The following is a 26,020-nucleotide window of genomic DNA, read 5'->3' on the forward strand; positions in this document are numbered from 1 at the left end:
TTACCTTCAGGGCATGCATCGTGAGATACTCGGCGATGAGGCGCCGCATTGCGGCATCATCGTCAATGACAAGAACATGTTTCAACGGCACACCTTCAATCTTGAATCCCCTTGTCTAAACCTGTTGCCGAGCAACCCTGGGGCACCGACCCAGAACAGCTGCTCCTTGATACCACTCGCCGTTGCGTGCGGCCAATGTGAGGCCGTGCTCGTCCTGTTCTTTTCATCCCCAGCGAATTGACCGCACCAAGGCAGCCCGTGGCCACCAGACAGGTCCAAGCGCCGACATGACCCTGCCGTGTGGTCCTTCGCTTTTTCGATTCGAGCTCCCCCGTTGGTGCAGGCCTGCCAATATCGACTCAAGTTCGACCTCATGGATGCCAAGTTTCCTGCTATGCCCTTGCATCCTGGTCATCCTGGAGTTTGCGGACCTGGATCATCTCGATATCCTCCGGCTCGTGGATCCAGCTCGGACATGGTTGAGCAGCGCGGCGTTTGGCTTGATCGGAGAGGCGGTCGGCGGAAGAAGACCGTGATTCGCTGCAGCGGCCTTGTGCAAAATAGTGTGTCTCCTGCCAAGCCGGCTTCGTCCAAGGTGGCCGGCGGCCTCAAATGCTGTTCGGCGACCGGCAGGTCGCCGGTTGCGGTGAACGTCCGGGCTAACATTTCTCAGTTACTGCAACTCCTCCATCCTGAGCGTGTCACTATGCTTGTCCATTGCGCCGTCGGACTCCGTCAATGACGTGCCGTTATCTGCCGATGGGACTGTGCATGATCCACCCTTTGGCGGCGGCGGCCGAACAGCTGAACGAGGCTCGCACCAGGATGGGCTGCGCCGCCACGTCTTCCCAGTTGACCCTCGCCCCCCCGCGGATTTGCGCCTTCGAGCCAGCTTCGCGGACGAGCTCGCGTCTCAAGCAATGATCTGAGTGTGCAGGGCCGCGCATGGCTGCTCTTTAAGCACCGGCAGCATACCGGCAAAGTTGGGCTGCTTTATCGCCTTCGTCGATTCCCCACGGTGATCCCGAGCCTGAACAAACCCGCCAAGCTCCCCATTTTGTCCTTGGCTTGGCGCTGACAGAAGTACCATCCATGACGCCGAAGTCGCGGCCCACAGTCTAGGAGCAACGGACGGCCGGGACGAGCAATCCTGTACAGGAGTCATTGTACCAAGATGCTCCGGATGTCGCTGGCTGATCGGGCCCGCGCCACCCACGCATGCGCAAGATGCTCACCCAACTGATACGAACACGGTCTTTGCTTCAGTTGAAACCGAAAAGCTGAACTTGAACATCACACGGTAACAAACCTCCCCGATAAGCGCGTGCCGGACAGGGCCAGAACCCGTCCGGCGGCTTGGAAAGGTAGGTGATAGGGAATGTTTATTGCAGCTTGGCCGCTGGCCATCGTCCTGTTGACATCCATGTCACTCCCAGCCGAGCCCGCGCCACTTTCTCCGCGTGAGTTCCACAGCCTGTCGCGCAAATGCGCTCCCTGGGTTGCGCCGTCCACCCTCGCCGCGATTGCCAAGATTGAAAGTGGCTTTGACACGCTGGTGGCTCATGACAACACCACAGGTGAGCAGCTTCGCTGGATAGACCACCTGGCAGCCACGCGGGGCATCAAGGAACGCCTCGAAGCACAACATTCTGTCGATGTTGGATTGATGCAGATAAACAGCAAGAACTTTGCCATGCTCAATCTTACGCCGGAAAGGGCTTTCGAGCCCTGCGCCTCGCTTTCGGCTGCCGCCCACTTGCTTGAAAGCCGGTATGCCGGCGGCACCACTGCTGTGGCACAGCAACTGGCGCTTCGCCGTGCCATCTCGGCCTATAACACGGGCGACGTCACGCGTGGCTTCGCCAACGGTTATGTACGCAAGGTCGAGTCGGCCGCAAAGGACATCTCAAGTCTCCTTGAGCGAACGCTGGAGCCGACTGCTCGAGATGTGCCGCACCTTGAGGCACCCGGTCGGAAAGCCGTGCCGCCTCTGCTCCAGCAGAGCCAACAGGCCAATAGAAAGAAGCAGCCCAACCAAGATTCTTGGGACATTTGGGGCTCGTATCAGCCAGACCGCTCCGGGGCCGATCCCTCCGGTCCGACAGGCAGCCAGGCTGCGAAAGCACGGGAACCCGCGAACCCGAACAAACTCGTATTCGATTGAAACATGGAGATGCAATGATGACGCCACTCAAGATACTTCGTGCGCTTAAAACGCGTGTTCCTTCGCCTTTTTCCATGCTGCGCATGGCGGCTGAATATGTACCGGCCGCTGCTGCAGGCGCGGCGTGGACGGTCTTCTACAGCGGGCCAGCCGCGGCTCAGGTGACCGGAGGGACGGATCCTGCCAAGATGGTCCAGAATATCTGCACGTTCATCCTTGGCCCCTTTGGACAATCACTGGCCGTGCTCGGGCTCGTAGCCATCGGTATCTCTTGGATGTTCGGTCGTGCTTCACTTGGCCTGGTTGCGGGTGTCGTTGGAGGGATCGTCATCATGTTCGGGGCCAGCTTCCTGGGCAAGGCGCTCATAGGCGGTGGCTGATGAGCGACCGGTTGGAAGTGAGCACCCTCTATGTGGCGGCGACGCGCCCCGCACTGTTTCTGGGGGTGCCGCTGACGCTGGCCGGATTGCTCATGATGTTGGCTGGGCTTGTTATCATTATCCTTCAGAACCCGCTCTACGAAATCGTTCTCGCGCCACTCTGGTTCGGAGCACGGCTGGTTGTTGAGCGTGACTATAACGCGGCAAGCGTCGTGCTGCTCTATTTGCAGACGGCCGGCAGAAGCGTGGACGGGCCGGTCTGGGGAGGCGCAAGCGTCAGCGCCAATCCGATCAGAGTGCCGAAACGCGGAAGAGGAATGGTGTAATGTTCGGCGCCAGCGGCCGGACCGAGAGGTCTGGCGAGATCTACCTTCCGTATGTTGGTCACGTAAGCGATAAGGTTGTCCTTCTGGAAGACGGATCGATCATGGCCATGGCACATGTGAACGGTGTGCCCTTTGATTTGGAAGACGCTGAGATGCGCAACTCGCGCTGCCGCGCGTTCAACACTCTCTTGCGCAACATCGCCGATGACAATGTCTCGATATACGCTCATCTTGTGAGACACAACGATGTGCCGGCGCCGGCGCCGCGCCAGTTTCAAAGTGCATTCGCTGGCAGTCTGAGCGAGGCCTACGAGCGTCGTGTGCTGTCGGGAAAGCTCTTTCGCAACGATCACTTCCTCACTTTGATCGTGTCCCCCCGCACCGCAATCGGCAAGATCGGCTTGCGGATTGCCAAGTCCCGCAGACGGAATGAGCACGATCTAGCCACCCAAATACGGAGCCTGGAAGACCTCTGGCACATCATTGCTGGCGCACTCGGCGGTTACGGTCTGCGCCGGTTGGGCATTCGTGAGAAAGGCAACGTGCTCTTCACGGAAATCGGCGAGGCGCTTCGGCTCATGATGACTTGCCGGTTTCTTCCGGTTCCGATGGTTACCGGCTCACTTGGCGCCTCGATCTACACTGACCAGGTCATCTGCGGGAAGCGGGCGCTTGAGATTCGAAGGCCCGGGGATAGCTCCGTCGGATCGTTGTTTTCGTTCCGTGAATATCCGGCGACGACGCGGCCGGGCATGCTAAATTCCTTGCTGTCCGCCAACTTCCCGCTTGTCCTGAGCCAGAGCTTTTCCTTCCTCACTCGCCCACAAGCTCATGCCAAACTAAGCCTTAAGTCCAGCCAGATGATGAGTGCCGGCGACAAGGCTCTCACCCAGATCAATGAACTTGCCGAGGCAGAGGACGCACTTGCAAGCAACGAATTCGTGATGGGTTCGCATCATCTGAGCCTGTGCGTCTATGCCGACAGCCTCAATAGCCTTGCAGATCGCGCAGCAAGTGCCCGCGCACGGCTGGCCGACGCGGGCGCCGTTATCGTCCAAGAGGGCATCGGCATGGAGGCCGCATATTGGTCCCAACTTCCGGGGAACAACAGGTGGCGCACGCGCCCGGGGGCGATCACCTCACACAATTTTGCCGGGCTCGTCTCATTTGAGAACTTCCCAAGCGGTTCCAGTTCCGGCCACTGGGGCAATGCTGTTGCGCGCTTTCGCACAAACGGTGGAACTTCTTTCGACTACATCCCCCATGAGAATGACGTCGGCATGACGGCAATATTCGGGCCCGTTGGCAAAGGCAAGACGACGCTGATGACCTTTGTCCTCGCGATGCTTGAGCAAAGCTTGGTCGATCGCAATGGTGCGATCGTCTTCTTCGACAAGGATCGGGGTGGTGAACTGCTGGTGCGAGCCACGGGAGGGACATATCTTGCGTTGCGCAGAGGCGCTCCGAGCGGCTTGGCCCCTCTGCGTGGACTGGACAACACCTCCGCCTCTCGGGACTTTCTGCGCGAGTGGTTGATGGCCCTGATCGAGAGTGACGGCCGTGGTCCGATCTCGCCGGAGGAAAGCCGTCGGCTGGAACGCGGCATTGTTCGTCAGCTTTCGTTCGAACCCCCTATGCGCTCACTTGCGGGCCTGCGCGAGTTCCTATTGCACAGCCCCTCCGAGGGCGCAGGAGCACGGCTGCAGCGGTGGTGTAGAGGGGGGGCGCTTGGATGGGCCTTTGACGGCGACGTGGACGAAGTAAGGCTGGATGCCTCCATTACGGGCTTCGACATGACGCAGCTCCTGGAATATGAGGAGGTCTGTGCACCGGCCGCCGCATACCTTCTGCATCGAGTGGGCGCTATCGTCGATGGTCGTCGGTTCGTCATGAGCTGCGACGAATTTCGATTCTATCTACTCAACCCCCAATTCTCGGCCACTATCGACAAGTTCTTGCTCACGGTCCGCAAAAACAACGGCATGTTGATACTCGCAACGCAGCAGCCTGAACACGTTCTGGAATCGCCTCTCGGAGCTAGTCTCGTTGCGCAATGTATGACGAAAATTTTCTACCCATCACCGACGGCGGACCGCTCTGCGTATGTCGATGGCTTGAAGTGCACTGCGCAGGAGTTCGAGGCAATCCGCCAGGGAATGGCAATCGGCAGCCGCAAGTTTTTGCTCAAGCGCGATAGCGGGAGTATTGTTTGCGAATTCGATCTTGGGCAGATGCGCGAGTACGTAGCCGTACTCTCGGGGCGGGCCAACACAGTGCGCTTTGCCGACCAGCTTCGTAACCAGCACGGAGACGCCCCAAGTGGGTGGCTCGACAAGTTCATGGCCCGGTACCATGAAGTTCAAGACTGACGGAGGAATATTCATGAAACTTGCCAAACTTGCAGTAACGACCCTTGCTGCTTCCCTTCTGCTTCACGGACAGGCCCGGTCGCAATTTATCGTCACCGACCCTGGAACAGAAATACAAACGACCTTAACAGCGATTTCCAATGCGGCGATCCTTGAGAGGTCAATCGAGACGCTCGCTACCACGATCGAAATGGTGACAATGCTAACGTCGTCATTCGCTGTCACGGGACTGCTAAGCTCACTGAACCAAGGAAATCACTACCCGTCGAGCAATAAGCTGGAGGGGCAGATGTTTGATGCTCGGGCGCCAGCTTCGATTATGGCCCGTAACATTGCGCAGGACCCGAATCGGATAGTCAACGGCACCGATTCAGAAGCGAAACTGTTACAGGGACAAATCGCTGGGGCCGCCAATGCCGCAGCTATTGCAGCCGACACTTTGGGCATAATGGACAAGCGCCTTAAGGATAACGCCGGCACGCTTGGTCAGCTTTCCCGCTCGGGAAATATTATGCAGGCCACCGTGACCAACGGTCTGGTCCTCAAGCAGATTCACGATGCGATGATCCAAAATGTCCAGGCCACGAGTCTGCTGACGATGGCCACTGCACAAGGGAGCCTTCACGCCGCTGAGGAGGCCGCCACGCAGCGTCGCGAACATCGGGACACCGCTCGCATTTTTGACCCCCTCCCGTGAACGCTGAGTTCATCAGGCTCAGCTGCGCTGATCAGGGACACATCAGGCTCACGCCATGAATTTCAAAATTCCCGCGCCATTCACGACTATACACGCGATCTTTCATGGGGCCTTCACGTTGGGGCTGCACAAAGTGCTTGGAAAGATCCAAGCGGCGGTCAGTGCGCCTCTGGTGGCGTGTGTCACGCTTTGGATAATAATCCAAGGCTTTCTGGTCATGCGTGGTCAAGTCGATGCGCGCGGGGCTATCTCGCGCGTAATCATGGTGTCGATTGTCGTCGCCCTTATCTTAGGGCAGGCCAACTATCAGTTGTACATTGAAGCGCTCTTCGACGACACGATTCCGAGGTTGGCTCACGACATCAGTGGCAGCGACTTGCCCTTCACCGGAATCCCCCAGAAGCTCGATCTCATGTTTGCTTCAAGCCAGTATGTCTTTCAGCTGATTGCTTCCGAAATTGGGCCTATGAACGGCCAGGACATACTTGCTTTCGAGGGAGCGCAATGGATTTTCTATGGCGCGCTGTGGACAGCGTTCGAGATCTACGATGCCGTTGGAATTCTGACGAAGGTGCTCTTGACGATCGGCCCCCTGGTCCTTGTAGGCTACCTTTTTGATCACACTCGAGACATAGCCACCAGATGGATCGGCCAACTGCTCTCGTACGGGCTGCTGCTTCTCCTCCTCAACATCGTGGCAACGATAGTAATCGCTGCCGAAGCAGTCTCGCTGGCAGCCATGCTTTTGATGATCAAATTCTCGGGCACGACAGCAGCCAAGATCATCGGGCTTTACGAGCTCGACATGCTTTTCCTAGCTGGTGACGCTCTGATCGTCGCGCTTCCGACGATCGCCAGCAGCATCGCCGGCGGCTCTTGGGGAGGTGCGAACCGACCTCTTAACAGCCTCAATCGCCACTTTGCCAAAACGGCGGGTGGTTAATCAATCGACAAGCTCGGTGCCAAAAACATGAAATATTGCCTACTTCTGTCAATCCTCGCTTTGGCCGCCTGCAAGACAAGCCATGGGCTTGCGACGTGCGCGGGTGCCCCATTCCAACTGAACGTGGGACAATGGGAAACCACCCCTGAGGATCTTCGGGTCGAATGCGCGGAAGAGCCAAAGTGAAATTTCCTGAACATGCCCTTCTGGTGGAGAGAGAAACGCTAGCCGCCCACTATAAGAAGGTGGAAGCGTTTCAAACTTCACGAGCGAAGTCTGCGCGGCGCCTGTCAAAGGCCCTGATAGCCTTTGCCGCAGCGGCGGTCCTAGGAAATGTTGCCCAGGCATTTACCATCGCTGCCATGGTCCCGTTGGCCAAGCTCGTACCTGTGTTCCTCTGGGTCCGGCCGGATGGGACCGTCGACAGCGAAGTGTCAGTCTCTCGACTGCCGGCAACCCAAGACCGAGCCGTCATAAATGCTTCGCTGTGGGAATATGTACGCCTGCGCGAGGGGTACACAGCAGATACAGCCCAATACGCCTATGACCTCGTATCCAGTTTCAGCGCGCCGGCTGTGCGACAGCAATATCAAGATTTCTTCAACTATCCGAATCCCACCTCGCCGCAAGTCACGGTCGGCAAGCGCGGCAAGCTCGAGGTCGGGCATATTTCCTCAAACGACATCAGTCCGGACGTTCAACAGATCCGTTACAAACGTACGCTTGTTGTCGATGGGCAGATGCCGATAGTGACCACCTGGACAGCTACCATCCGCTACGAGCGCTTGACGGGTCTGCCTGGGCAATCGAGGCTCACCAATCCGGGAGGTCTACTCGTCACTTCCTATCAAGGCTCGGAAGATAGCGTATCGAACCTGGGCTATGTGCAGCCATGACAAAAAGAGCGTTTCTCGCGCTGGTCTGTTCACTCTTCTTAACGATGGAAGCGTCCGCGGAAGACACACCACTTGCCGGCAAGCATGATGCGCGCATGCGCTACCTGGCTTACCGTCCCGACGAAGTGGTGCGCCTGTCTACCGCAGTGGGGGCAACGCTGGTTGTCACATTCGCGGCCAACGAGACAGTCGCAGCCGTGGCCGTTTCCAATAGCAAAGACCTGGCTGCGCTCCCGCGCGCCAACTATCTCTTTTTTAAGGCTAGCCGGATGCTCCCGCCGCAGCCGGTCATCGTGCTGGCCGAGAGTGAGTCCGGTACACGGAGATACGTCTTCAGTATTTCAACGAGAGCGATGCCAAAACTCGATGAGCAGCAACCTGACCTATACTACAGCGTGCAGTTCACCTATCCTGCTGATGAGGCTGCTGCTCAGAGAAAGGACGCAGAAAGGCGCTCGATTCTTGGTCAGGCCCGGGCGAAAGTGCTGCACGACGAGAGAGTTCAGGATTTGTTGAATCGGCCCGCCGCAACTACCAGTCCGGACGAAAGCAATTTTCACTACGTCGCAAAGGGCGATCGATCGCTGTCGCCGCTGGAAGTTTTCGATAATGGCTTTACCACCGTATTTGGCTTCGCAAGCAATTCCCGCATACCCTCCCTCTACATTATCAATCCCGACGGCAAGGAAGCCGCTGCCAATTACACGGTCAAAGGGGACTATGTTGAAGTATCCGCAGTCGCCCGGGAATGGCGTCTGAGAGATGGCAATACGGTCTTGTCCATTTTCAACAGGGCTTATGACCCTGTGGGACGAGCGCCAGGGACCGGTACAGTGACACCCGACGTGTGGCGCGTTTTGAAAGGCTCGGCCGATGAATGAAACCGGCCCACAGTCGGGACATGATGTCCATGCCTCCGGATCGATGGTCTCGGAGCCGGCCCGCCGGCATGTTTCGGGATTGCAGAAGTTGGCCGTCGCTGCACTTGTTCTCATCTCATCTCTATCGCTCATCTGGCTCGGCGGTCGTCCCAGCACACAAGACGAGCCAACTCAGCCAAAACCTCCAATTGTCGCCGACGCCGAGCCATTCCGCCCCGTGCCGATTGAGATTGCTCCCGAAGCTCCAGCACCCGTACAGGCGGCGCAGGCAGGAGATCCTGCGCCATCTACGCCGCCTCCGGCGCCAGCTGATCCGCCGCCGGAGGAAACACCAATTTTCGCCTACAGTGGCAGCAGTCAAATGCCCAACGACGGTCAGCGGAGCGAAGACAACCATAGGGATGCTCCTGCAACCTCGGATGAGATTTCAGACGCTGGCGATCTGTCGGGGCGATTGAAGCCAGATATACAGGAGGCGAGCCGGGCCACACTTTTGCCGCACCCTGATCTCGTGATTACTCAAGGAACGATAATTCCCTGCATTTTGCAAACGGCAGTCGACACAAACTTACCGGGTTATGTGAAGTGCGTCTTACCTAAAGACGTCCGCGGCGCCACCAACAACGTGGTGCTTTTGGATCGCGGGACGACCGTGATTGGCGAGATCCAGCGTGGTCTCCAACAGGGGGATGCGCGTGTCTTCGTGCTGTGGACGCGCATCGAAACGCCTGACCATGCCCTCGTTTCGCTAGCATCGCCGGGCGCTGACGAGCTCGGCCGCTCCGGAATGCCTGGCACGGTGGATAATCACTTCTGGCAGCGCTTTGGCGGAGCAATGCTCATGAGCGTCATTCAAGGCGCGTTTCAGGCCGCCGGTCAATACGCTGGCAGCTCAGGTGGAGGAAGCGGCATCAACAGCTTCCAGAGCAACGCCGGACAAGCCGTTGACACAACCCTTAGAGCAACGATCAACGTTCCGCCAACTCTAAAGAAAAACCAGGGAGATGCTGTATCCATCTTTGTGGCTCGGGACCTCGATTTCTCGGATGTATACGATCTTAGAGCGACCGCCGTGGCGCCAGCCCCCCAACATCGCGAACGCCGGAGAGACAACAATGCGACCGGAGGCTGACCCTCAATTGCGTTTGCTTCTCAACCCTGTTTTGAAATGGCTTGAGGAGCCAAGGACCGAAGAGGTCGCTATCAACCGGCCTGGGGAAGCCTTTGTCCGACAGGCCGGCGTTTTCACGAAACATCCGCTACCGCTATCTTATGACGATCTGGAGGACATCGCGATCCTCGCTGGAGCGCTGCGCAAGCAAGATGTCGGACCGCAAAGCCCCCTCTGTGCGACTGAGCTGCCGAACGGAGAGCGGCTGCAGATCTGTTTGCCGCCCGCTGTTCCCTCAGGAACAATAAGCCTGACGATACGGCGTCCCTCAAGTCGTGTGACCGAACTCAAGGAAGTTTCCTCTCGCTACGAATACTCGCGTTGGAATCAATGGCGGTCACGAAAGGAGCGTCAAGAGCGGCAGGACGAAACGATTCTTCAGCACTACGACAATGGTGACTTGGAGCAATTTTTGCGAGCGTGCGTTTGCGGGCGGCTCACGATGCTGCTTTGCGGACCTACTGGAAGCGGCAAAACGACAATGAGCAAGACTTTGATCAACGCTATACCCCCGCAAGAGAGACTGATAAGTATCGAGGACACGCTCGAACTTGCAATCCCGCACGAGAACCATGTCCGGTTACTCTATCCGAAGGACCGAGCAGGCGTAGGTGCGGTGACAGCCGAGCAACTGTTGCAAGCCAGCTTGCGCATGCGCCCTGATCGAATATTGCTTGGCGAGATGCGCGATGATGCTGCTTGGGCCTACCTTAGCGAAGTCGTCTCCGGCCATGCGGGATCAATATCAACGATTCATGGGGCGGATCCGGTCCAAGGCTTTAAAAAGCTCTTTTCACTCGTCAAGAGCAGCCCGCAAGGAGCTGCTGTGGAAGACCACACGCTTCTTGACCTGCTGTCGGCTGCCATTGACGTCATTGTGCCGTTCCGTACCCAAGGCGACGTGTATGAGGTGGGGGAGGTGTGGCTCGCCGCCGATGTCCGGCGACGCGGAGAGACAGTAGCCGACCTTCTTAACAAGCACTAAGGCTAGAGCACGTCGGGGATCGGTAAGTCGTTTGTGATACGATGGCGTAATTTGTTCAGATTGAACGTCCACTTTGATTTGAGGGAGGTGGATAATGGGAGGAGGACTGAGCGTAGACCTTCGGTCACAAGTCTGAAGTCTTCGGGCGCCCTGTCGGCGCGGCAAGTCGCGGCACGATTCGACTGGGTGTATCGAGCGCGTCCGCTGAATTGCGCGGGCGACGCTCACCGAGCTGGTGCCGATGCCTGCTTCAAAAGCGGCATCGACACCCGGCAGGTCGTACCCTTGATTTACGTAGCCGCGCTCAATGAAGGTCTTCAAAGCCGCCGAACGTGGTTCGGAATGACCGGTGGTAAATCGGGAAGTGCCATATAGGGAATCCTCCTGGTATTGCCTCCAGGGGGTCCTCTCAATGAACAAAGCCGCAACCTGCCCTTGCGACCTCAGCTGGAGTTTGCGACGCAACCCATAGGAGGATCGATGCGCAGAGAAATCGCAGGCAGAGTCGGTGGCATTGTGGGCTGGCCGACCGACGGTTTCAGCCCGTCAACAGGTCTTCACGTGTTCCATCCCCGACTATTGCAGGCGTGCGGCTTGCATGCTCCCGCGATCACCCATCGGAAAGAGCGTTACGAACACTACGAAGAGTTGCGCGACTTCCGCTGTCGCCCCGGTCTTACAGCGGACGGTGACCTGTCCGACCTTGATAGGACGTGAAATGCGAACGCTGCTCATTGATCATCATGTGGATCTTACGCGCGCTGTGCGAGTTGCGCTCGGGGATAGCGGTTTTGCCGTTGATGTAGTTGGCAACCTGGAACAGGCGTCGAGGGCATTTTGTTGCGCAACCTATGAAATTCTCCTGCTGGAGTTGGCTCTGCCAGATGGCGATGGCTTGGGCTGGCTGAGACAGCTAAGGAGCAACGGGCATTCAGTTCCAACCCTCATTATGAGTAGCATCAACGATCTCGAGAAGCGGATTGCAATTTTCAACGGTGGCGCGGACGACTTTCTGCTCAAGCCCGTCTCTTTCGATGAGCTCATCGCCAGAATGAGAGCCATTCTGCGCCGGTCGACACAGGTGACCGACCCCATCGTTGTATTTGGCAATCTCAATTTCGATCCGATCGGCCGACAGGTTTCCGTCTCGGGTCATCCTCTGAAGATCGCACGCCGCGAACTATGTATTTTAGAGCATCTGCTTATCCGTGCAGGCCGCATCGTGCCTCGTGCGCAGTTGGAAGATCACCTCTATTCGTTCAACGACGAGGTATCTGCCAACGCGCTTGAAGTCGGAATCTATCGCTTACGTGGACACCTGAGTAGGTCAGGTGCAACGCCACGTATCACGACCATGCGCGGCATTGGTTACATTCTTGAATTGACTGAGGCGGCATCCGCATAGTTGGTCTAAATTGAAAGAACAGACTGCCTGCCCGTCGTCAGGTTGAGCTTGTGGCCATAATGGACACCGCGGCCGCCCTTGACGATGGTGTCGGCATGCGGTTCGAACGGCTCTGTCGCAAACCTTTTTGTAAGCGAGCATGGCAAGAAAAACGCCTCAGCTGTGGAGGAGCACGTGATGTTCAAGGGCCGCCATTTCGACCAGTCGGTGATCCTGCTGTGCGTGCGCTGGTACCTGGCCTACACTCTGAGCCTGCGCGATCTGGAAGAGATGATGGCCTAACGCGTTGGAGGTCGACCACTCCACTGTGCATCGCTGGGTCGCCCACTTCTCGCCGCAGCTGCTGGAGCGCTTCAACCGGCGCAAGCGTGTGGTCGGCAGCAAGTGGCATTGGACGAGACGTACATCAAGGTCCGCGGCGGTATCTCTACCGCGCTATCGACATCCTCGGCGATACGGTCGAGTTCTTCTTTCGCGAAAACCGTAACCAGGTGGCGGCCCAACGCTTCCTCCGCAAGGCGCTGACGCGCCATGGCCGGCCGGAGCGCATCGTCATCGACGGCAGCCAGACCAATTACGAAGCAATCCTTTCCTGCGACGCTGAAAGCCGGCTGCGGCAGCGATCGCGGCGACCGCTGAAGCCGATCCGCTCCACAATAGCCGGCATCTAAACAATCGGATCGAACAGGATCACCGGCGTATCAAGCCGCATTCGATCCATGCTCGGGTTCAAGTCGCATGCGAACGACGTGGTTATCCTCTCCGGCATCAAGATGATCCACATGATGGGCAAGCGACAGGCGAGGTATGCCTACAAGTCTGTCGATCGCTGTTGCGATATCCTCGCTGGCTGACGGACAGGCCAAAATGGCCGTTCACAACCCCATTTCAGGTTTGCGACAGAGCCTTTTGTCGGCGTTGCCGGCTTCGAGGGGCCGGTGCGCGCCGAGCGGATCAAGATCACCCCCGGCCACCTTGGTGCGGCCACTCGCCGAGTACGAAGCGGCGGCCGGAGGGAGCTGGTGATGACGACCCTAGATCATGACCTGCTGATCGCAATCCTGGATCGGCTGAAGTTGACGGCGATCCGCGACCAGCTCGACACGCTCATGTCGAGCAAGATCGCGCAGTTCCCGTTTGTCCGCGACGCTGCTGGAGCCCGGTTGCAAGGGCTGCCACAGATGGCCTGAACCTGAATCCGCCTTTCTTGAGGCGTTGCGACTATCATCGCGGCGACACGCAGCTCTTGATTTGTGTGCGAAATCCTCAGCAGATCCATCGGGCTGAGCCGCTCAGCAATATCAACGAGAATGTCCAGCGGCAGATCAAGGATACTCAGAGGAGGAAACGCTCTTGAGGCTCAGAGCGCGTCTGCTCCACTATAGATCAGGATGATTCACCGGGTCCTTCAACGCCAGCCGCCAGGTTCCGATGAGAGAATTGTCCCTGATATCACGCTCGATGGAGTTAAATGCCGAGATGGGCGCCTTGCCACGCTCCTCAATACCCCTCATGATTCACCGCCTATAGCCCCAACTGAATGAATCATCGTGATTGTCGCGCAGCGGAATCCTCAAGGATCGGGCAGTTCGTAGGGGGCGCCGGTTTGACCAGGTTGAGCCCGCGAATTGCTCGATCGGACAAGATCCTAATTCTCGACCATGCGGTGAGGCTCGAACGAGATCCTCGGGACGCACTCCAAGGTTTCGATCATATTCGGCACACAAGGAAAGGGCGGCATTGCTGCCGCCCTGTCCGCTGTAAGTTGATAGGGGCTGGATTAAAAATCCATACCGCCCATCCCGCCCATGCCGCCCATACCGCCGCCGCCCATGCCGCCAGGCATGCCGCCGCCAGCCGACTCCTTCTTGGGAGCCTCCGCGATCATGGCTTCGGTGGTGACGAGCAGGCCGGCGACCGAGGCCGCGTCCTGGAGAGCGGTGCGAACGACCTTGACCGGGTCGACGATACCCATGGCGATCATGTCGCCATACTCGCCGGTCTGGGCGTTGTAGCCGTAGGTCGCACCCTTGTTGTCAAGGATCTTGCCGGCAACGATCGAAGCTTCCGCACCTGCGTTCGAAGCGATCTGACGGGCCGGAGCCTGCAGTGCACGACGAACGATGTTGATGCCGGCAGCCTGGTCGGCATTGACGCCGGTGACCTTGATGTTGGCCGAAGCGCGCAACAGTGCGACGCCGCCGCCTGCAACGATGCCTTCTTCCACGGCCGCGCGGGTCGCGTTGAGGGCGTCGTCGACGCGGTCCTTCTTTTCCTTGACTTCGACTTCCGTCGCGCCGCCGACACGGATCACCGCAACGCCGCCGGCGAGCTTCGCCAGACGTTCCTGCAGCTTCTCCTTGTCGTAGTCCGACGTGGTCTCTTCGATCTGCTGCTTGATCTGGGCAACGCGGCCCTGGATCTCGTCCTTCTTGCCGGCGCCGTCGACAATGGTGGTGTTCTCCTTGGAGATCGACACCTTCTTGGCGCGGCCGAGCATGTTGAGGCCGACATTCTCGAGCTTGATGCCGAGGTCTTCCGAAATGACCTGGCCACCGGTGAGGATGGCGATGTCTTCCAGCATGGCCTTGCGGCGATCACCGAAGCCCGGCGCCTTGACGGCGGCGATCTTCAGGCCACCGCGCAGCTTGTTGACGACCAGCGTGGCCAGAGCCTCGCCTTCGACGTCTTCCGAGATGATGAGCAGCGGCTTGGAGGTCTGCACGACGGCTTCGAGAACCGGCAGCATGGCCTGGAGGTTGGAGAGCTTCTTCTCGTGCAGGAGGATGTAGACGTCCTCGAGCTCGGCAACCATCTTGTCGGCGTTGGTGACGAAGTAGGGCGAGAGATAGCCGCGGTCGAACTGCATGCCTTCGACGACTTCCAGCTCGGTCTCGGCGGTCTTGGCTTCCTCAACCGTGATGACGCCTTCATTGCCGACCTTCTGCATCGCTTCGGCGATCATCTTGCCGACCGACTCGTCGCCATTGCCGGCGATCGTGCCGACCTGGGCAACTTCCTCGGAAGTCTTGATCTTCTTGGCAGCGTTGCCGAGAGCCGCGACGACTTCGGTCACGGCCAGGTCGATGCCGCGCTTCAGGTCCATCGGGTTCATGCCGGCGGCAACCGCCTTGTTACCTTCCTGGACGATCGACTGCGCCAGGACGGTCGCGGTCGTGGTGCCATCACCGGCGATGTCGTTGGTCTTCGAAGCAACTTCGCGGATCATCTGCGCGCCCATGTTTTCGAACTTGTCGGAAAGTTCGATTTCCTTGGCGACGGTGACGCCGTCCTTGGTGATGCGCGGTGCGCCGAACGACTTGTCGATGACGACGTTGCGGCCCTTGGGGCCGAGCGTGACCTTCACCGCGTCGGCGAGGATGTTGATGCCGTGAAGCATGCGCTCACGGGCATCGCGGGAGAATTTTACGTCTTTGGCAGCCATTTTTTAGCTCCTGGCAGGGGCTTGCGATTCAAGCCCGGGAATTCAGTTGACGGTGAGGCCGATAATCAGCCGATGATGCCCATAATGTCGGATTCCTTCATGATCAGAAGGTCTTCGCCATTGAGCTTGACTTCGGTGCCCGACCACTTGCCGAACAGGATGCGGTCGCCGGCCTTGACGTCCAGCGGGACCAGCTTGCCGGCTTCGTCGCGAGCGCCGGAGCCGACGGCGATGATCTCGCCTTCCTGCGGCTTTTCCTTCGCCGTATCCGGGATGATGATCCCGCCGGCGGTCTTGGATTCGGATTCGACCCGGCGTACGACCACGCGGTCATGCAGCGGCCGGAAATTCGACTTTGCCATTTTTTGGATTTCCTTGGTGCGGATGTTGAACGGTGCTCCGTTGCCGGAGCATGCCTAGCACTCAGCCGAAGCGAGTGCTAACGCGGCAATGAGATAAGCCGCAGGCACCTGCTAGTCAAGACGGAAGAGCAAAGAGCAAAGAGAAAAGAGAAGACAGCAAAGAGCAGCCAGAAAAGAACGTGTAAGCATCGAGCCTTTTATGTGAACAATGTCGGGTATCCGACATATATGGGGCGGCTCACCCTTTGTAATTGAGCTTTATTCAGATGGTACGGTTGGTGCAACGGGTGTTGCATTTGAACTCATCCAGAGGCTCGCACGGGTCGTGCTGCGTCAGCTTGGTCATGTCGAGCTTCAGAAGGCCATTTTGGCATTGGTTCTGTTGCACCTATTGCCATTCATGACCAGTCCTGCGCGCGTGAGCCGGCCGACTACATTCCAACCACGAGAGCGCCGCCGCTGAGACCCGCACCGGCCGCCGCCAGAAGGATTTTCTCTCCTGGCTGGAATGGCTTCGTCTGGTTGGCGAGCGAGAGCGACAGCGGGACCGTCGCGGCCGAAGAGTTGCCGTATTCGGCAATCGTCTTGACAATTGCTTGGTCCGCAATGCCGAGGTTTCTTCCGACCGCGCCGAAAATCCGAGTATTGGCCTGATGCGGCACAAACCGGCCGACATTGTGTGGCCGCACTCCCGCAGCGGCTAGCGCGGTTGTCGAGCAATCGGTCATCATCTCGACGGCCTTTGCGAATATTTCGGGCCCGTCGGTCATCGTCATCCGGGTCTGCCCGAGGTCGAGGTCGCCATGGAACGGCGTGTTGCTTCCTCCTGCGGGAATCTGGATCAGCCCGTAGCGCGAGCCGTCCGAAGCCACCGAGGCACCGAGAATGCCCCGATCAGCATCATCGCACTGACCGATCACCAGGGCGCCGGCGGCATCGGCGAACAAGACTGAGCTCGCGCGCTCGGCTGGATTGATGCGGCGGCTGAGAATGTTGGCGGCGATGACCAGCGCTGGTTTGCCATGCAGGCGGGTGAACCCGTCCGCAAACATGAGCGCATAGATGAAGCCAGCGCAGGCGCCGGTCAGATCGACCGCGCCTGCGCGGCCAAGGCCAAGCTTGTGTGCGACCAGCGGCGCGCTGGGCGGCAGAAGATGGTCGGGCGTCGAGGTGGCAAGCAACAGCAGACCGATGTCGTGGCGCGCAATACCGGCGTTCACCAGCGCCATGTCGCCAGCCCGGGTGGCAAGACCCGACAGCGTGTCTTCGTCCGTTGCCCAGAAGCGCGAACGGATTCCGGTACGCCTTTCGATCCAGCCCGGCTCGAGGCCGAGATTGCTCTCGATCTCGGCATTGGCCACCTTGCGCCCAGGCACGTGATGGCCAAGTCCGAGAATGCGCGACGACTTGCTCATGGCCTGGACCCGAAGCGTTCCCCGGCCTCCTCGATGGCGTCATAGACTCGTTCGAGCTCGTCGTCTGCGATGCAATAGGGTGGCAGAAGGTAGAGGACATTGCCGAGCGGGCGCACAAGCAGGCCGCGCTCGAGGAAGAAAGCGCGCAGCTTCGGACCAATCTCGGCGAGATAACCTGCGGAACCGGTTCGCAGGTCGAGCGCCGCGATCGTTCCCGTGGCTCGACAGCCGGCAAAATATGGATTGTCCCGAAAGCGTTGCAGCCCGACGGCCTGCATCACGCTCAAGGCCGTGATCCGCTCGGCCACTGGCTCGTCGCGCCAGATCTCGACATTGGCGAGTGCTGCCGCACAGGCAATCGGATTGGCGGTGTAGGAGCTCGAATGGAAAAACGTCTTCTTCCGGTCCTCGGAATAGTGCGCCCGGAAGATGGCATCGGTGACAAGCGTTACGGCCAGCGGGATGGTGCCGCCGGTCAAGCCTTTGGAGGTGCACAGGATATCTGGAGAAATCGATGCCTGCTCGCAGGCGAACATGGTTCCGGTGCGTCCCCAGCCGGTCATCACCTCGTCGGCGATCAGCAGCGTGCCGGAGGCCTCAGTGATCTTCTTCAATTCGGCCAGAACCGATGCTGGATACATCAGCATGCCGCCGGCGCCCAGCACCAGCGGCTCGACGATCAAGGCTGCGGCTCGTCGATCGCGGGTCACAGCCTGGAAACGATCCAGCGTCTCCTGCTCGTGCCCCGCGGCCGGAAAGGGGATTATGTCGACCTCGAACAGCAAGGGTTCGTAGGCGGCGTTGAACACGCCACGCGCACCGACGCTCATCGTTCCGATCGTGTCACCATGATAGCTGTGCTCCATGACGACGATGCGCGAGCGCGGCGCGCCGATGTTGCGGAAATAACCGAGCGCCATCTTCAGCGCGACTTCGACTGAGGTCGAGCCACTGTCGGAATAGAACACCCAGTCGAGTCCAGCGGGAGCGAGGCCGACAAGCGCCTTGGCCAAGCGCTCTGCCGGCTCGTGCGTGAAGCCCGCAAAGATAATCTGGTCGAGGCTCGACGCGGTTGTCTCGATTGCCTTCATGATGCGGGGATGGCGGTGGCCATGTGTGACGACCCACCAGGAGGAGATGGCGTCCAGGATGCGGGCGCCGTCGGCCCTGTGGAGATAGGCGCCCTCAGTCAGGACGATTTCTGGGATCGCAGGCTCGAGCGCGTGCTGGGTGAAGGGATGCCACACATGAGACTGCGACATCAGTCACCTCCAGCAATCGAGGCGAAGGCGAAGCCGGCAACCATTGCGTCCCTCAGTGTTTTGCCCGTCAGCACATCCAGGTGCGGCAGCCTGCCGAGCTGCGGCGCACCGCTGAATTCCACGATGGTCCGTTGCGTATCGGCCATCTCATCGCCGATGAAAGCGATGCCCGCCAACGGGATGGAGCGGGCGCGGAGCGCCTCGACCGAGAGCAAGGTGTGGTTGATGGTGCCGAGCGTGGTGCGGGCGCACAGAATAACGGGCAGCCGCCATTCAGCGAAGATGTCGATGAACCTTGTGCGCCGGTTGAGCGGCACCATCAGGCCGCCGGAGCCTTCGATGACGAGCGGCGTCGGTAGGACGGGAAAAGCAAGATCGGCAGCCTTGATCGCCACGCCGTCGATCTCGGCCGAACGATGCGGCGACAGCGGGCTCCGCAAGCGGTAGGCTTCCGGCAGCACGCGCTCTGAGGGCAAGCCGGCAAGCCGCGCGACAACCTCGCGGTCGGTCTCGCCGTCGAGGCCCGATTGCACCGGTTTCCAGTAAAAGCCGTCCAGCAAACCGGCGAGCCCAGCCGCAAACACGGTCTTGCCAACTCCGGTATCCGTTCCGGTGATGACAATGCGTTGGGTCATATCGCCTCCGGTGATGTTTGGGCCAACACCTCGACCAGCGCCTCGACCATGGCGGAAATGTCGGCTTCGCCAATATTGAGCGTCAGTGAGATGCGCAGCCGCGACGTGCCCTCGGGCACGGTCGGAGGACGAACGCCGCGTATGTCGAAGCCGCGGGCCTGCAGGCGCGCCGCCACTGCCATGGTGCGCCTGACATCGCCGATTACTAAGGGCTGGATCTGAGAGCCACTTGGTGTCACACCCCAGCGATTGACCAACCGGCCGGCGCTGGCGACGCGTTCATGCAGCTGAACACGCCGCATAGGCTCGTCGGCCAGCATTGCGAGTGCCTCGCGCGCCACGACCGCCATCAGTGGCGATGGCGCGGTGGCGTAGATGAATGGCCGGCAACGGTTGATGAGATAATCGCACAGCGTTCCCGGTCCGGTGACCAGTGCGCCGGACGAGCCGAGCGCCTTTCCGCAGGTATGGAGGGCAATGATGTTGTCGCGGCCCTCGAATGCGGCGGCCAGCCCCCGGCCGTCCGGTCCCCAGACGCCAGTGGCGTGCGCCTCGTCGACGACGATGAATGCCTCGTGCCGATCGGCAAGCGCCATCAGGCTCGCCATCGGCGCGCGGTCGCCATCCATGCTGTAGAGGCTTTCGACCGCGATCCAGATGCGCCCCATGCCGCCTTCAGCGCGCCAGCGCGTGATCGCATCCTCGACAGCATCGACGTCGTTGTGCGCGGCCAGCACGAATTGCGCGCGTCCGGCCTGCGCACCCTCATGCATGCTGGCATGGGCGAGCTCATCGAGAACCAAAAGATCGCCCTTCTGCGGCAGGGCGCTCAGCAGAGCGAAGTTGGCGATGTAGCCGCTGCCGAAGAACAGCGCGCGGTCGGCTCCAAAGAATGCCGCCGCATCTGCCTCGAGCTGCTCGTGTTCCGGTGCATTGCCGCGCAACAGCCGCGACCCGGTGGCGCCAACCGGCGTGCCCCGCGCAATCGCCGCTACAACCGCATCGCCAAGTCTTCTGGACGCGGCCAGCCCGAGATAGTCGTTCGACGAGAAGTCCAGCCCGGCGCGGGGCGAAAGCGTCCGCAGCCGGTCCTTGCGCGCTAGCCCCTGCAAGGTCGCATCATAACGGGCAAGCGGCGCCCCGTTCATTGCGCCTCGAGTTCCATCGGATCGATGCCAAGGCGCCGGAACAGCAGGGTATCCTTGTCCTCACCGGGATTGTCCGCCGTCAGCAGCGTGTCGCCGAAGAAGATTGAGTTGGCGCCGGCAAAAAAGCACAGCGCCTGCATCTCGTCGGTCATCGCGGTGCGGCCGGCGGACAGACGGACATGCGATTTCGGCATCATGATGCGCGCCAGCGCGATCACGCGCACGAATTCGATCGGCTCAATGGGCTTGGCGTCTGCAAGCGGCGTACCGGCGATCGGGATCAGCATGTTGATTGGAACGCTTTGCGGATGTTCCGGCAGATTGGCCAGCGTCACCAGCATGTCGATCCGGTCCACCGGCTCCTCGCCCATGCCGACAATGCCTCCACAGCAGACCTTGATGCCGGATTTGCGAACGTGCTCAAGCGTCTCGAGCCGCTCGGCAAAGCTCCGCGTACCGATGATCTCGCTATAGTAGCGTTCTGACGTGTCGATGTTATGGTTGTAGTAGTCGAGACCCGCCTGCTTCAGTCGAGCGGCTTGCTCAAGATCGAGCATGCCGAGTGTCATGCAGGTCTCCAGGCCCAGCGCCTTGACGCCTTCGACCATCGCCACCACGGCATCCATGTCGCGCGCCTTGGGGTTTCGCCAGGCCGCGCCCATGCAATAACGGGTGGCGCCGGCATCACGCGCCTTGGTCGCTTCGGCGATGACGCGCCTGACATCCATCAGCTTGGACGCCTCCAACCCGGTTTCGTGACGCGCCGACTGGCTGCAATAGCCACAATCCTCCGGGCATCCTCCGGTCTTGATGCTGAGCAGCCGGCTGAGCTGGACCTTGTTTGGATCGAAATTCTGGCGGTGCACGGTCTGCGCCAGGAAGAGGAGATTGTTGAAGGGGGCATGGTAAAGTGCCTGAGCCTTCTCCAAGGTCCACGCTCCAGCGTCAGGCGGGTCAGGCGATTGAGCGTGCGGCGATGTCTGCGTTGAACTTGCCGTTTGCATCTCCATGCTGTTCCTCCGGTCTGTCTTGCGGGTCTTGCTATCTGACTATGATGATCGGAAAGGATAGTTGACCCAATCCTGTTCGTTACTCAGACAATCATGAGCCCCGATGGTCGAGGCCGATATCCAGGATCGGCGCGCTGTGGATGAGTCGGCCGACCGAAATCAGATCAACGCCGGTCGCGGCAACCGCTCGCGCTGTATGCGACGTGATCCCGCCAGAAGCCTCGGTGATAGCGCGGCCACCGACCATTGCGACGGCGCGGCGAAGATCGGGGAGGGACATGTTGTCGAGCAGAACCGCATCGGGAGCGAAGCCAAGTACCTCCTCCAACTGGGCCAGAGTATCGACTTCGACTTCGATCTTGACGAGATGACCGGCCGCTCTTCGTGCTCGCTCGAGCGCTGGCCGGACGCCGCCTGCGATGGCGATGTGGTTGTCCTTGATCAAAATTGCATCGTCCAGGCCGAAGCGGTGATTGGACCCGCCACCTGCGCGCACGGCATACTTTTCGACTGCCCGCAATCCGGGCGTTGTCTTGCGGGTGCAGACGATCTTCGCGCCATATCCACGAACCGCAGCGACGATCGATGCCGTCGCTGTGGCGATGCCGCTCAGATGGCACAAAAAATTGAGTGCCGTCCTTTCCGCTGTGAGAATGGCTCGGGCCGGGCCAACCACTGATGCAATGACCTCTCCATCCACGACATTGCAGCCGTCTGCCCGCTCCACGGAGATTTCGACACCAGGATCAATCATGCCGAAAGCGAGCATCGCCAGATCGATGCCGGCGACAACTCCGGACTTTCGCGCCACCAACACGGTTCCCGCTTGGTATTCCTTCGGGACGATGGCGTCCGTGGTCAAGTCGCCGGCTCTGCCAAGGTCTTCAAGAAGAGATGCCCGGACAAGCGGCTCAAGCAGGACCGTGGGGAGCGGTGAGAGCATCATCACTTTGCACCTTCGGAGCTTGGCGAGTGTCCGAGTGCCCGCGCAGCCGCCAAGGCGGCTTCGAGCGTGATTTCGGACCGTCGGGCGGCAGTCGCATGATGAGGAAAATCTGTCCGGTAATGAGCGCCGCGGCTTTCTTCGCGCAACAAGGCGGCAACAGCAATCATTAGCCCGACAGCCGCCGGATCCGAGACCGCATCCTTGCTTTCGGCGAGCGGCAATAAGGCACGCGCGGCTGCTTTCAACCCTTGACCATCCCGGACGATGCCGAGTGCGCGCGACAGAAAAACGCGCACGGCTATCGGAGCGGGCGGTGGGTAGACGTTCGCAAACGCAGGCCTTGTTCTGCGCGCAGGCGTTCCGGCGACGCTTTCAGCGACCCAGCGGGCGCACACGATTGCCTCGGTCAAGGAATTGCTGGCGAGCCTGTTGGCGCCATGCAGTCCTGTCGAAGCGACTTCGCCGCAGGCCCACAGCCCCTTGACGGAGGTCCTGCCCGAGCTGTCCACGGCAACGCCACCCATGTGGTAGTGTTGGGCCGGACGAATGGGGATGAGATCGCGCGCGGGATTGATGCCCGCTCCAAGGCAGGCTGATGCGATTGTCGGGAAATGTCGAGCGAATGCCGGGCCTGGCCGTTGTCGGGCATCGAGAAAAACATGGTGGCCGTCCGCAAGATGGTTCCACACGGCGCGGGCCAAGACATCGCGAGGCGCAAGTTCCGCCCCTGGCACGCTCTGGAGAAAAGCCTGGCCGGTTTCATCGATCAGGGCAGCACCTTCGCCTCGCACAGCCTCGCTGACCAGCGCCATAGGGCGTTCTGGGCCGTCAAGGGCGGTCGGGTGGAACTGGATGAATTCGAGGTCGGCTAGGACAGCTCCAGCGCGGGCCGCAAGCGCAAGGCCTTGTCCGCAACTGCCCCAAGGGTTCGTGGTGTCGAGAAACAGTCCCCCGATGCCACCGGTGGCGAGGACGACCCGCCGTGAGCCGAAGAAGAAAGGTGCGATCGAACAGCTCGCCCAGACGCCTCGGATCGCATTCTCTCGCACGGCGAGCCGGCGCGCTTCCACGCCCTCCACGACAACTATCGACGGAGTGGAACGCACAGCCGCGATCAGCGCACGCATGATCTCACGCCCGGTGCCGTCCCCATGCGCATGAACGATGCGACGTCGGCTGTGTGCGGCCTCCAATCCGAGGCACAGTGATCCTTCCGGCGTGCGGTCAAAGCGAACCCCAAAGCCCGCAAGCCCCTCTATGGCCTTGGGCGCGGCTTGGAGGATGCGGCTCGCCACGTCTCTGTCGCAGAGACCATCCCCTGCGGCAACCGTATCGGCCAGGTGCATTGCCGGATCGTCGTCTTCGCCGAAACTTGCAGCCAAGCCCCCCTGGGCCCAGTTGCTCGAGTTGTCAGCTCCCAGCAGCGACCTTGACAGAAGAAGCACCGGCTCCGGCGACAGTTGAAGCGCGGTCATCAGTCCGGCGATGCCGCCGCCGATGATGATGGGCCGCCCGAAGAAGCTGCGGAGGTCGGCGCTCAAACTGCCAGCATCCGTTCGACCGCTAGCCGCGCGCGCCCGGCGATCCCGGGTTCGACCGTTACGATATGGTGGTTCTGCTCGAGCGCGGTGCGGATGTTGGCAAGCGTGATCCGCTTCATGTGCGGGCACAAATTGCAGGGCCGGATGAACTCGACCTCTGGGTGCGCTAACGCGACGTTGTCGCTCATTGAGCATTCCGTCATCAGCACGACACGTGGCGGCCTTTGCCTTTCGACATAGTCGGACATGGCAGCCGTCGAGCCGGAAAAATCTGCTTCAGCCACGACGTCGGGCGGGCATTCGGGATGGGCGAGCACGACCACGCCGGGATGGCTTTCGCGCAACTCGCGGATGTCGGCCGGTGTAAAGCGCTCATGCACCTCGCAACGCCCTTTCCAGGCGATGATCTGCACATCTGTCTGGGCGGCGATATTCTGGGCCAGATATTCGTCCGGCAACATGATCACCCGGAGAACCCCAAGGGATTCGACGACCGCCTTGGCGTTGCCGGATGTACAGCAGATATCCGACTCGGCCTTCACTTCGGCGGACGTATTTACATAAGTGATGATCGGAACGCCGGGATAACGCTGGCGCATCAAGCGCACGTCTTCTGCCGTGATTGAGTCCGCCAACGAGCAACCGGCGCTGAGATCCGGAATGAGCACGGTCTTGCCCGGATTAAGGAGCTTGGCCGTTTCGGCCATGAAATGGACGCCGGCCAGCACGATGACTTGCGCCTCGACCGTCGCAGCCGTGCGGGCTAGTGCCAAGCTGTCGCCGACGATGTCGGCCACGCAGTGGAAGATCTCGGGCGTCTGATAGTTGTGCGCCAGGATGATCGCGTTGCGCTCGCGCTTCAGCGCAAGGATCGCCTCGATATCCTCGGCGAAAGCCGGCCATTCGATCGGCGGGATCACTCGTCGGACGCGCTCGTAGAGCAACGCGGCCGTAGGCAGCATGGCGCCCATCGACCCCCTCCCGCTTATACTCTAATTGAAAATAACCAGCATATACTTGCTGTGAGTATAAGGGATGTCAACCCCGCGCCAGCGGCAATTTTGTCCCGGCGATGAGCCTATCGTCGAGAACGGCGTGGCGGAAACGGAAAAGCTTCGCTGGCCGGCCGCCGGTCTCAGTGGTGGCCTCTCCGGTCTCCTCGACCAGCTCCTGCTGTTCGATCAGTCGGCGAAAGTTCGGCTTGTGGATGAGCCTGCCGGCGAGCGCCTCCACGGTTCGCTGCAGCTGCAAAAGCGTGAAGACCGGCGGCATCAGCTCAAAGACGACTGGGCGGTATTTGATCTTGGAGCGCAGCCGCGCAATGCCGGTCGCCACGATGCGGCGATGATCGGCGACCATGGACTTGCTGGGCACCAGCGGCGGGGGTCCTGCGTCCCGCCCTCTTACGGCCTCTTGGACCAGGCCTGCTTCGTAGACTAACTCATAGCGTTGAAGCGTGAGTTCCTCGTTCCAAAGGCGGTCGTCGAAGCCAAAGGCTATCGTCGCCCGCTGCCAGCGTTCACGTCGCGTGGCCGAATCGCCAACGCCGTTTGCCCATTCGATCAGGCGCGGCCGCAGAACGTCCAGCACGACCGCAGGCGTGCCGGAGCGGTGGTCCTCCCATGGAAAATATTCATACCAACTCTGCCATCCGCACTTGGGCGAGCCCGCTGCCTGTTCCTTGCGCGTCAATGCGAGATAGCTGATGGAGATGACGCGCTGCTGGCGCTCGGCGCCGATGCGATCCCGATCCGCGAACGTGTAGAGTTGCTCAATGTACCCCAGCCGATGGCCGGTTTGCTGCTCGACCCACCCCCTCAAGCCGGATTGCAGCGATCGGTGCTCAAGCGCAAAGGGACCGGAGGGCAAGGTGTCCGCCTGGCCGATGGTGAGGACACAGGGTTGACTGCCGTTTACGGCGACCACAAAGGCGATCAAGTCCACTTTGACGTTGTCGGCCTTGCCGGCGGCTCTGTCTTTCCTGAGTCCTATTGCCTGATCGTCCATTATTTGGCCAGCTCGGGGGCACCTTAATCGAT

At 60.0% G+C, this 26,020-nt stretch carries 24 protein-coding genes and 2 pseudogenes; 14 read left to right on the plus strand and 12 right to left on the minus strand.

Going from position 1 to position 26,020, the window contains the following annotated elements:
• Window positions 1–85, minus strand: a pseudogene (locus NKI31_RS19535) (DNA-binding response regulator); the annotation flags it as partial.
• Window positions 86–1,378: 1,293 nt separating this feature from the next.
• Between NKI31_RS19535 and NKI31_RS19540 the strand changes: the two are divergent.
• The 14 genes and pseudogenes from NKI31_RS19540 (at window position 1,379) to NKI31_RS31860 (ending at window position 13,407) form a co-directional block, all read left to right on the plus strand.
• Window positions 1,379–2,164: a type IV secretion system lytic transglycosylase VirB1 gene (locus NKI31_RS19540; protein WP_352515384.1), complete on the plus strand. Its 786-nt coding sequence runs from the start codon at window positions 1,379–1,381 to the stop codon at window positions 2,162–2,164.
• Between the two features lie 74 nt (window positions 2,165–2,238).
• Window positions 2,239–2,544 (plus strand): pilin major subunit VirB2, encoded by a 306-nt coding sequence (gene virB2, locus NKI31_RS19545; protein ID WP_023673707.1) that lies wholly within the window; start codon window positions 2,239–2,241, stop codon window positions 2,542–2,544.
• Window positions 2,544–2,870, plus strand: a complete 327-nt coding sequence (locus tag NKI31_RS19550; protein ID WP_023679584.1) for a type IV secretion system protein VirB3 — start codon at window positions 2,544–2,546, stop codon at window positions 2,868–2,870. The genes virB2 and NKI31_RS19550 overlap by 1 nt, the downstream gene beginning before the upstream one ends.
• A complete protein-coding gene (virB4, locus tag NKI31_RS19555) occupies window positions 2,870–5,239 on the plus strand; it encodes a type IV secretion/conjugal transfer ATPase VirB4 (protein ID WP_352652366.1) in 2,370 nt (789 codons plus the stop codon). The genes NKI31_RS19550 and virB4 overlap by 1 nt, the downstream gene beginning before the upstream one ends.
• A 13-nt stretch (window positions 5,240–5,252) precedes the next feature.
• On the plus strand, window positions 5,253–5,936 hold the full coding sequence (locus NKI31_RS19560) for a TrbJ/VirB5 family protein (protein ID WP_352652367.1): 684 nt from the start codon (window positions 5,253–5,255) through the stop codon (window positions 5,934–5,936).
• A gap of 55 nt (window positions 5,937–5,991) precedes the next feature.
• Window positions 5,992–6,879: a type IV secretion system protein gene (locus NKI31_RS19565; protein ID WP_352652368.1), complete on the plus strand. Its 888-nt coding sequence runs from the start codon at window positions 5,992–5,994 to the stop codon at window positions 6,877–6,879.
• A 27-nt stretch (window positions 6,880–6,906) separates the two neighbouring features.
• A complete protein-coding gene (locus NKI31_RS19570) occupies window positions 6,907–7,065 on the plus strand; it encodes a type IV secretion system lipoprotein VirB7 (RefSeq protein ID WP_081726271.1) in 159 nt (52 codons plus the stop codon).
• Window positions 7,062–7,775, plus strand: a complete 714-nt coding sequence (locus NKI31_RS19575) for a type IV secretion system protein VirB8 (RefSeq protein ID WP_023785251.1) — start codon at window positions 7,062–7,064, stop codon at window positions 7,773–7,775. The genes NKI31_RS19570 and NKI31_RS19575 overlap by 4 nt, the downstream gene beginning before the upstream one ends.
• Entirely contained in the window at window positions 7,772–8,656 is an 885-nt protein-coding gene (locus NKI31_RS19580) for a TrbG/VirB9 family P-type conjugative transfer protein (RefSeq protein ID WP_352515380.1), read from the plus strand. The genes NKI31_RS19575 and NKI31_RS19580 overlap by 4 nt, the downstream gene beginning before the upstream one ends.
• Window positions 8,649–9,788, plus strand: coding sequence for a type IV secretion system protein VirB10 (gene virB10 / locus NKI31_RS19585; RefSeq protein ID WP_352652369.1), 1,140 nt, complete (start codon window positions 8,649–8,651; stop codon window positions 9,786–9,788). Before NKI31_RS19580 ends, virB10 begins: the two co-directional genes overlap by 8 nt.
• Window positions 9,772–10,812, plus strand: a complete 1,041-nt coding sequence (virB11, locus tag NKI31_RS19590) for a P-type DNA transfer ATPase VirB11 (protein ID WP_352515378.1) — start codon at window positions 9,772–9,774, stop codon at window positions 10,810–10,812. The genes virB10 and virB11 overlap by 17 nt, the downstream gene beginning before the upstream one ends.
• A 718-nt stretch (window positions 10,813–11,530) precedes the next feature.
• On the plus strand, window positions 11,531–12,217 hold the full coding sequence (locus NKI31_RS19595) for a response regulator (RefSeq protein WP_023679590.1): 687 nt from the start codon (window positions 11,531–11,533) through the stop codon (window positions 12,215–12,217).
• A 177-nt stretch (window positions 12,218–12,394) separates the two neighbouring features.
• Window positions 12,395–13,071 (plus strand): annotated as a pseudogene (locus NKI31_RS19600) (IS6 family transposase).
• A gap of 171 nt (window positions 13,072–13,242) precedes the next feature.
• Window positions 13,243–13,407 (plus strand): hypothetical protein, encoded by a 165-nt coding sequence (locus tag NKI31_RS31860; protein ID WP_502896854.1) that lies wholly within the window; start codon window positions 13,243–13,245, stop codon window positions 13,405–13,407.
• Between the two features lie 590 nt (window positions 13,408–13,997).
• Here NKI31_RS31860 and groL read toward each other — a convergent pair.
• The 11 genes from groL to NKI31_RS19665 all read right to left on the minus strand — a co-directional run bounded on the left by groL (window position 13,998) and on the right by NKI31_RS19665 (window position 25,988).
• The gene (gene groL / locus NKI31_RS19615) at window positions 13,998–15,662 is read right to left on the minus strand and encodes a chaperonin GroEL (protein WP_286460910.1); all 1,665 of its coding nucleotides are present in this window, start codon (window positions 15,660–15,662) and stop codon (window positions 13,998–14,000) included.
• A gap of 65 nt (window positions 15,663–15,727) precedes the next feature.
• A complete protein-coding gene (gene groES, locus NKI31_RS19620; protein WP_019863563.1) occupies window positions 15,728–16,024 on the minus strand; it encodes a co-chaperone GroES in 297 nt (98 codons plus the stop codon).
• Window positions 16,025–16,455: 431 nt separating this feature from the next.
• Window positions 16,456–17,439, minus strand: a complete 984-nt coding sequence (bioZ, locus tag NKI31_RS19625; RefSeq protein ID WP_352652370.1) for a 3-oxopimeloyl-[acyl-carrier-protein] synthase BioZ — start codon at window positions 17,437–17,439, stop codon at window positions 16,456–16,458.
• Window positions 17,436–18,701 carry an adenosylmethionine--8-amino-7-oxononanoate transaminase gene (locus NKI31_RS19630; RefSeq protein WP_352562583.1) on the minus strand — a complete coding sequence of 422 codons (1,266 nt, stop codon included), beginning with the start codon at window positions 18,699–18,701 and terminating at the stop codon, window positions 17,436–17,438. Before NKI31_RS19630 ends, bioZ begins: the two co-directional genes overlap by 4 nt.
• Window positions 18,701–19,336: a dethiobiotin synthase gene (gene bioD / locus NKI31_RS19635; protein WP_352652371.1), complete on the minus strand. Its 636-nt coding sequence runs from the start codon at window positions 19,334–19,336 to the stop codon at window positions 18,701–18,703. The genes NKI31_RS19630 and bioD overlap by 1 nt, the downstream gene beginning before the upstream one ends.
• Window positions 19,333–20,484, minus strand: coding sequence for an 8-amino-7-oxononanoate synthase (locus tag NKI31_RS19640; RefSeq protein ID WP_352652372.1), 1,152 nt, complete (start codon window positions 20,482–20,484; stop codon window positions 19,333–19,335). Before NKI31_RS19640 ends, bioD begins: the two co-directional genes overlap by 4 nt.
• A complete protein-coding gene (bioB, locus tag NKI31_RS19645; protein ID WP_352652373.1) occupies window positions 20,481–21,494 on the minus strand; it encodes a biotin synthase BioB in 1,014 nt (337 codons plus the stop codon). Before bioB ends, NKI31_RS19640 begins: the two co-directional genes overlap by 4 nt.
• Before the next feature lie 91 nt (window positions 21,495–21,585).
• Complete coding sequence (gene nadC, locus NKI31_RS19650) at window positions 21,586–22,440, minus strand: carboxylating nicotinate-nucleotide diphosphorylase (protein WP_352652374.1); 855 nt, start codon at window positions 22,438–22,440, stop codon at window positions 21,586–21,588.
• Window positions 22,440–23,981, minus strand: coding sequence for an L-aspartate oxidase (locus tag NKI31_RS19655; RefSeq protein WP_352499299.1), 1,542 nt, complete (start codon window positions 23,979–23,981; stop codon window positions 22,440–22,442). The genes nadC and NKI31_RS19655 overlap by 1 nt, the downstream gene beginning before the upstream one ends.
• Window positions 23,978–24,952, minus strand: a complete 975-nt coding sequence (nadA, locus tag NKI31_RS19660; RefSeq protein WP_352499300.1) for a quinolinate synthase NadA — start codon at window positions 24,950–24,952, stop codon at window positions 23,978–23,980. Before nadA ends, NKI31_RS19655 begins: the two co-directional genes overlap by 4 nt.
• A gap of 67 nt (window positions 24,953–25,019) precedes the next feature.
• Complete coding sequence (locus NKI31_RS19665; protein ID WP_023673634.1) at window positions 25,020–25,988, minus strand: NUDIX hydrolase; 969 nt, start codon at window positions 25,986–25,988, stop codon at window positions 25,020–25,022.
• Between the last annotated feature and the right edge of the window lie 32 nt (window positions 25,989–26,020).

The organism is Mesorhizobium sp. M0659 (genome assembly GCF_040320605.1).
GTDB lineage: Bacteria > Pseudomonadota > Alphaproteobacteria > Rhizobiales > Rhizobiaceae > Mesorhizobium.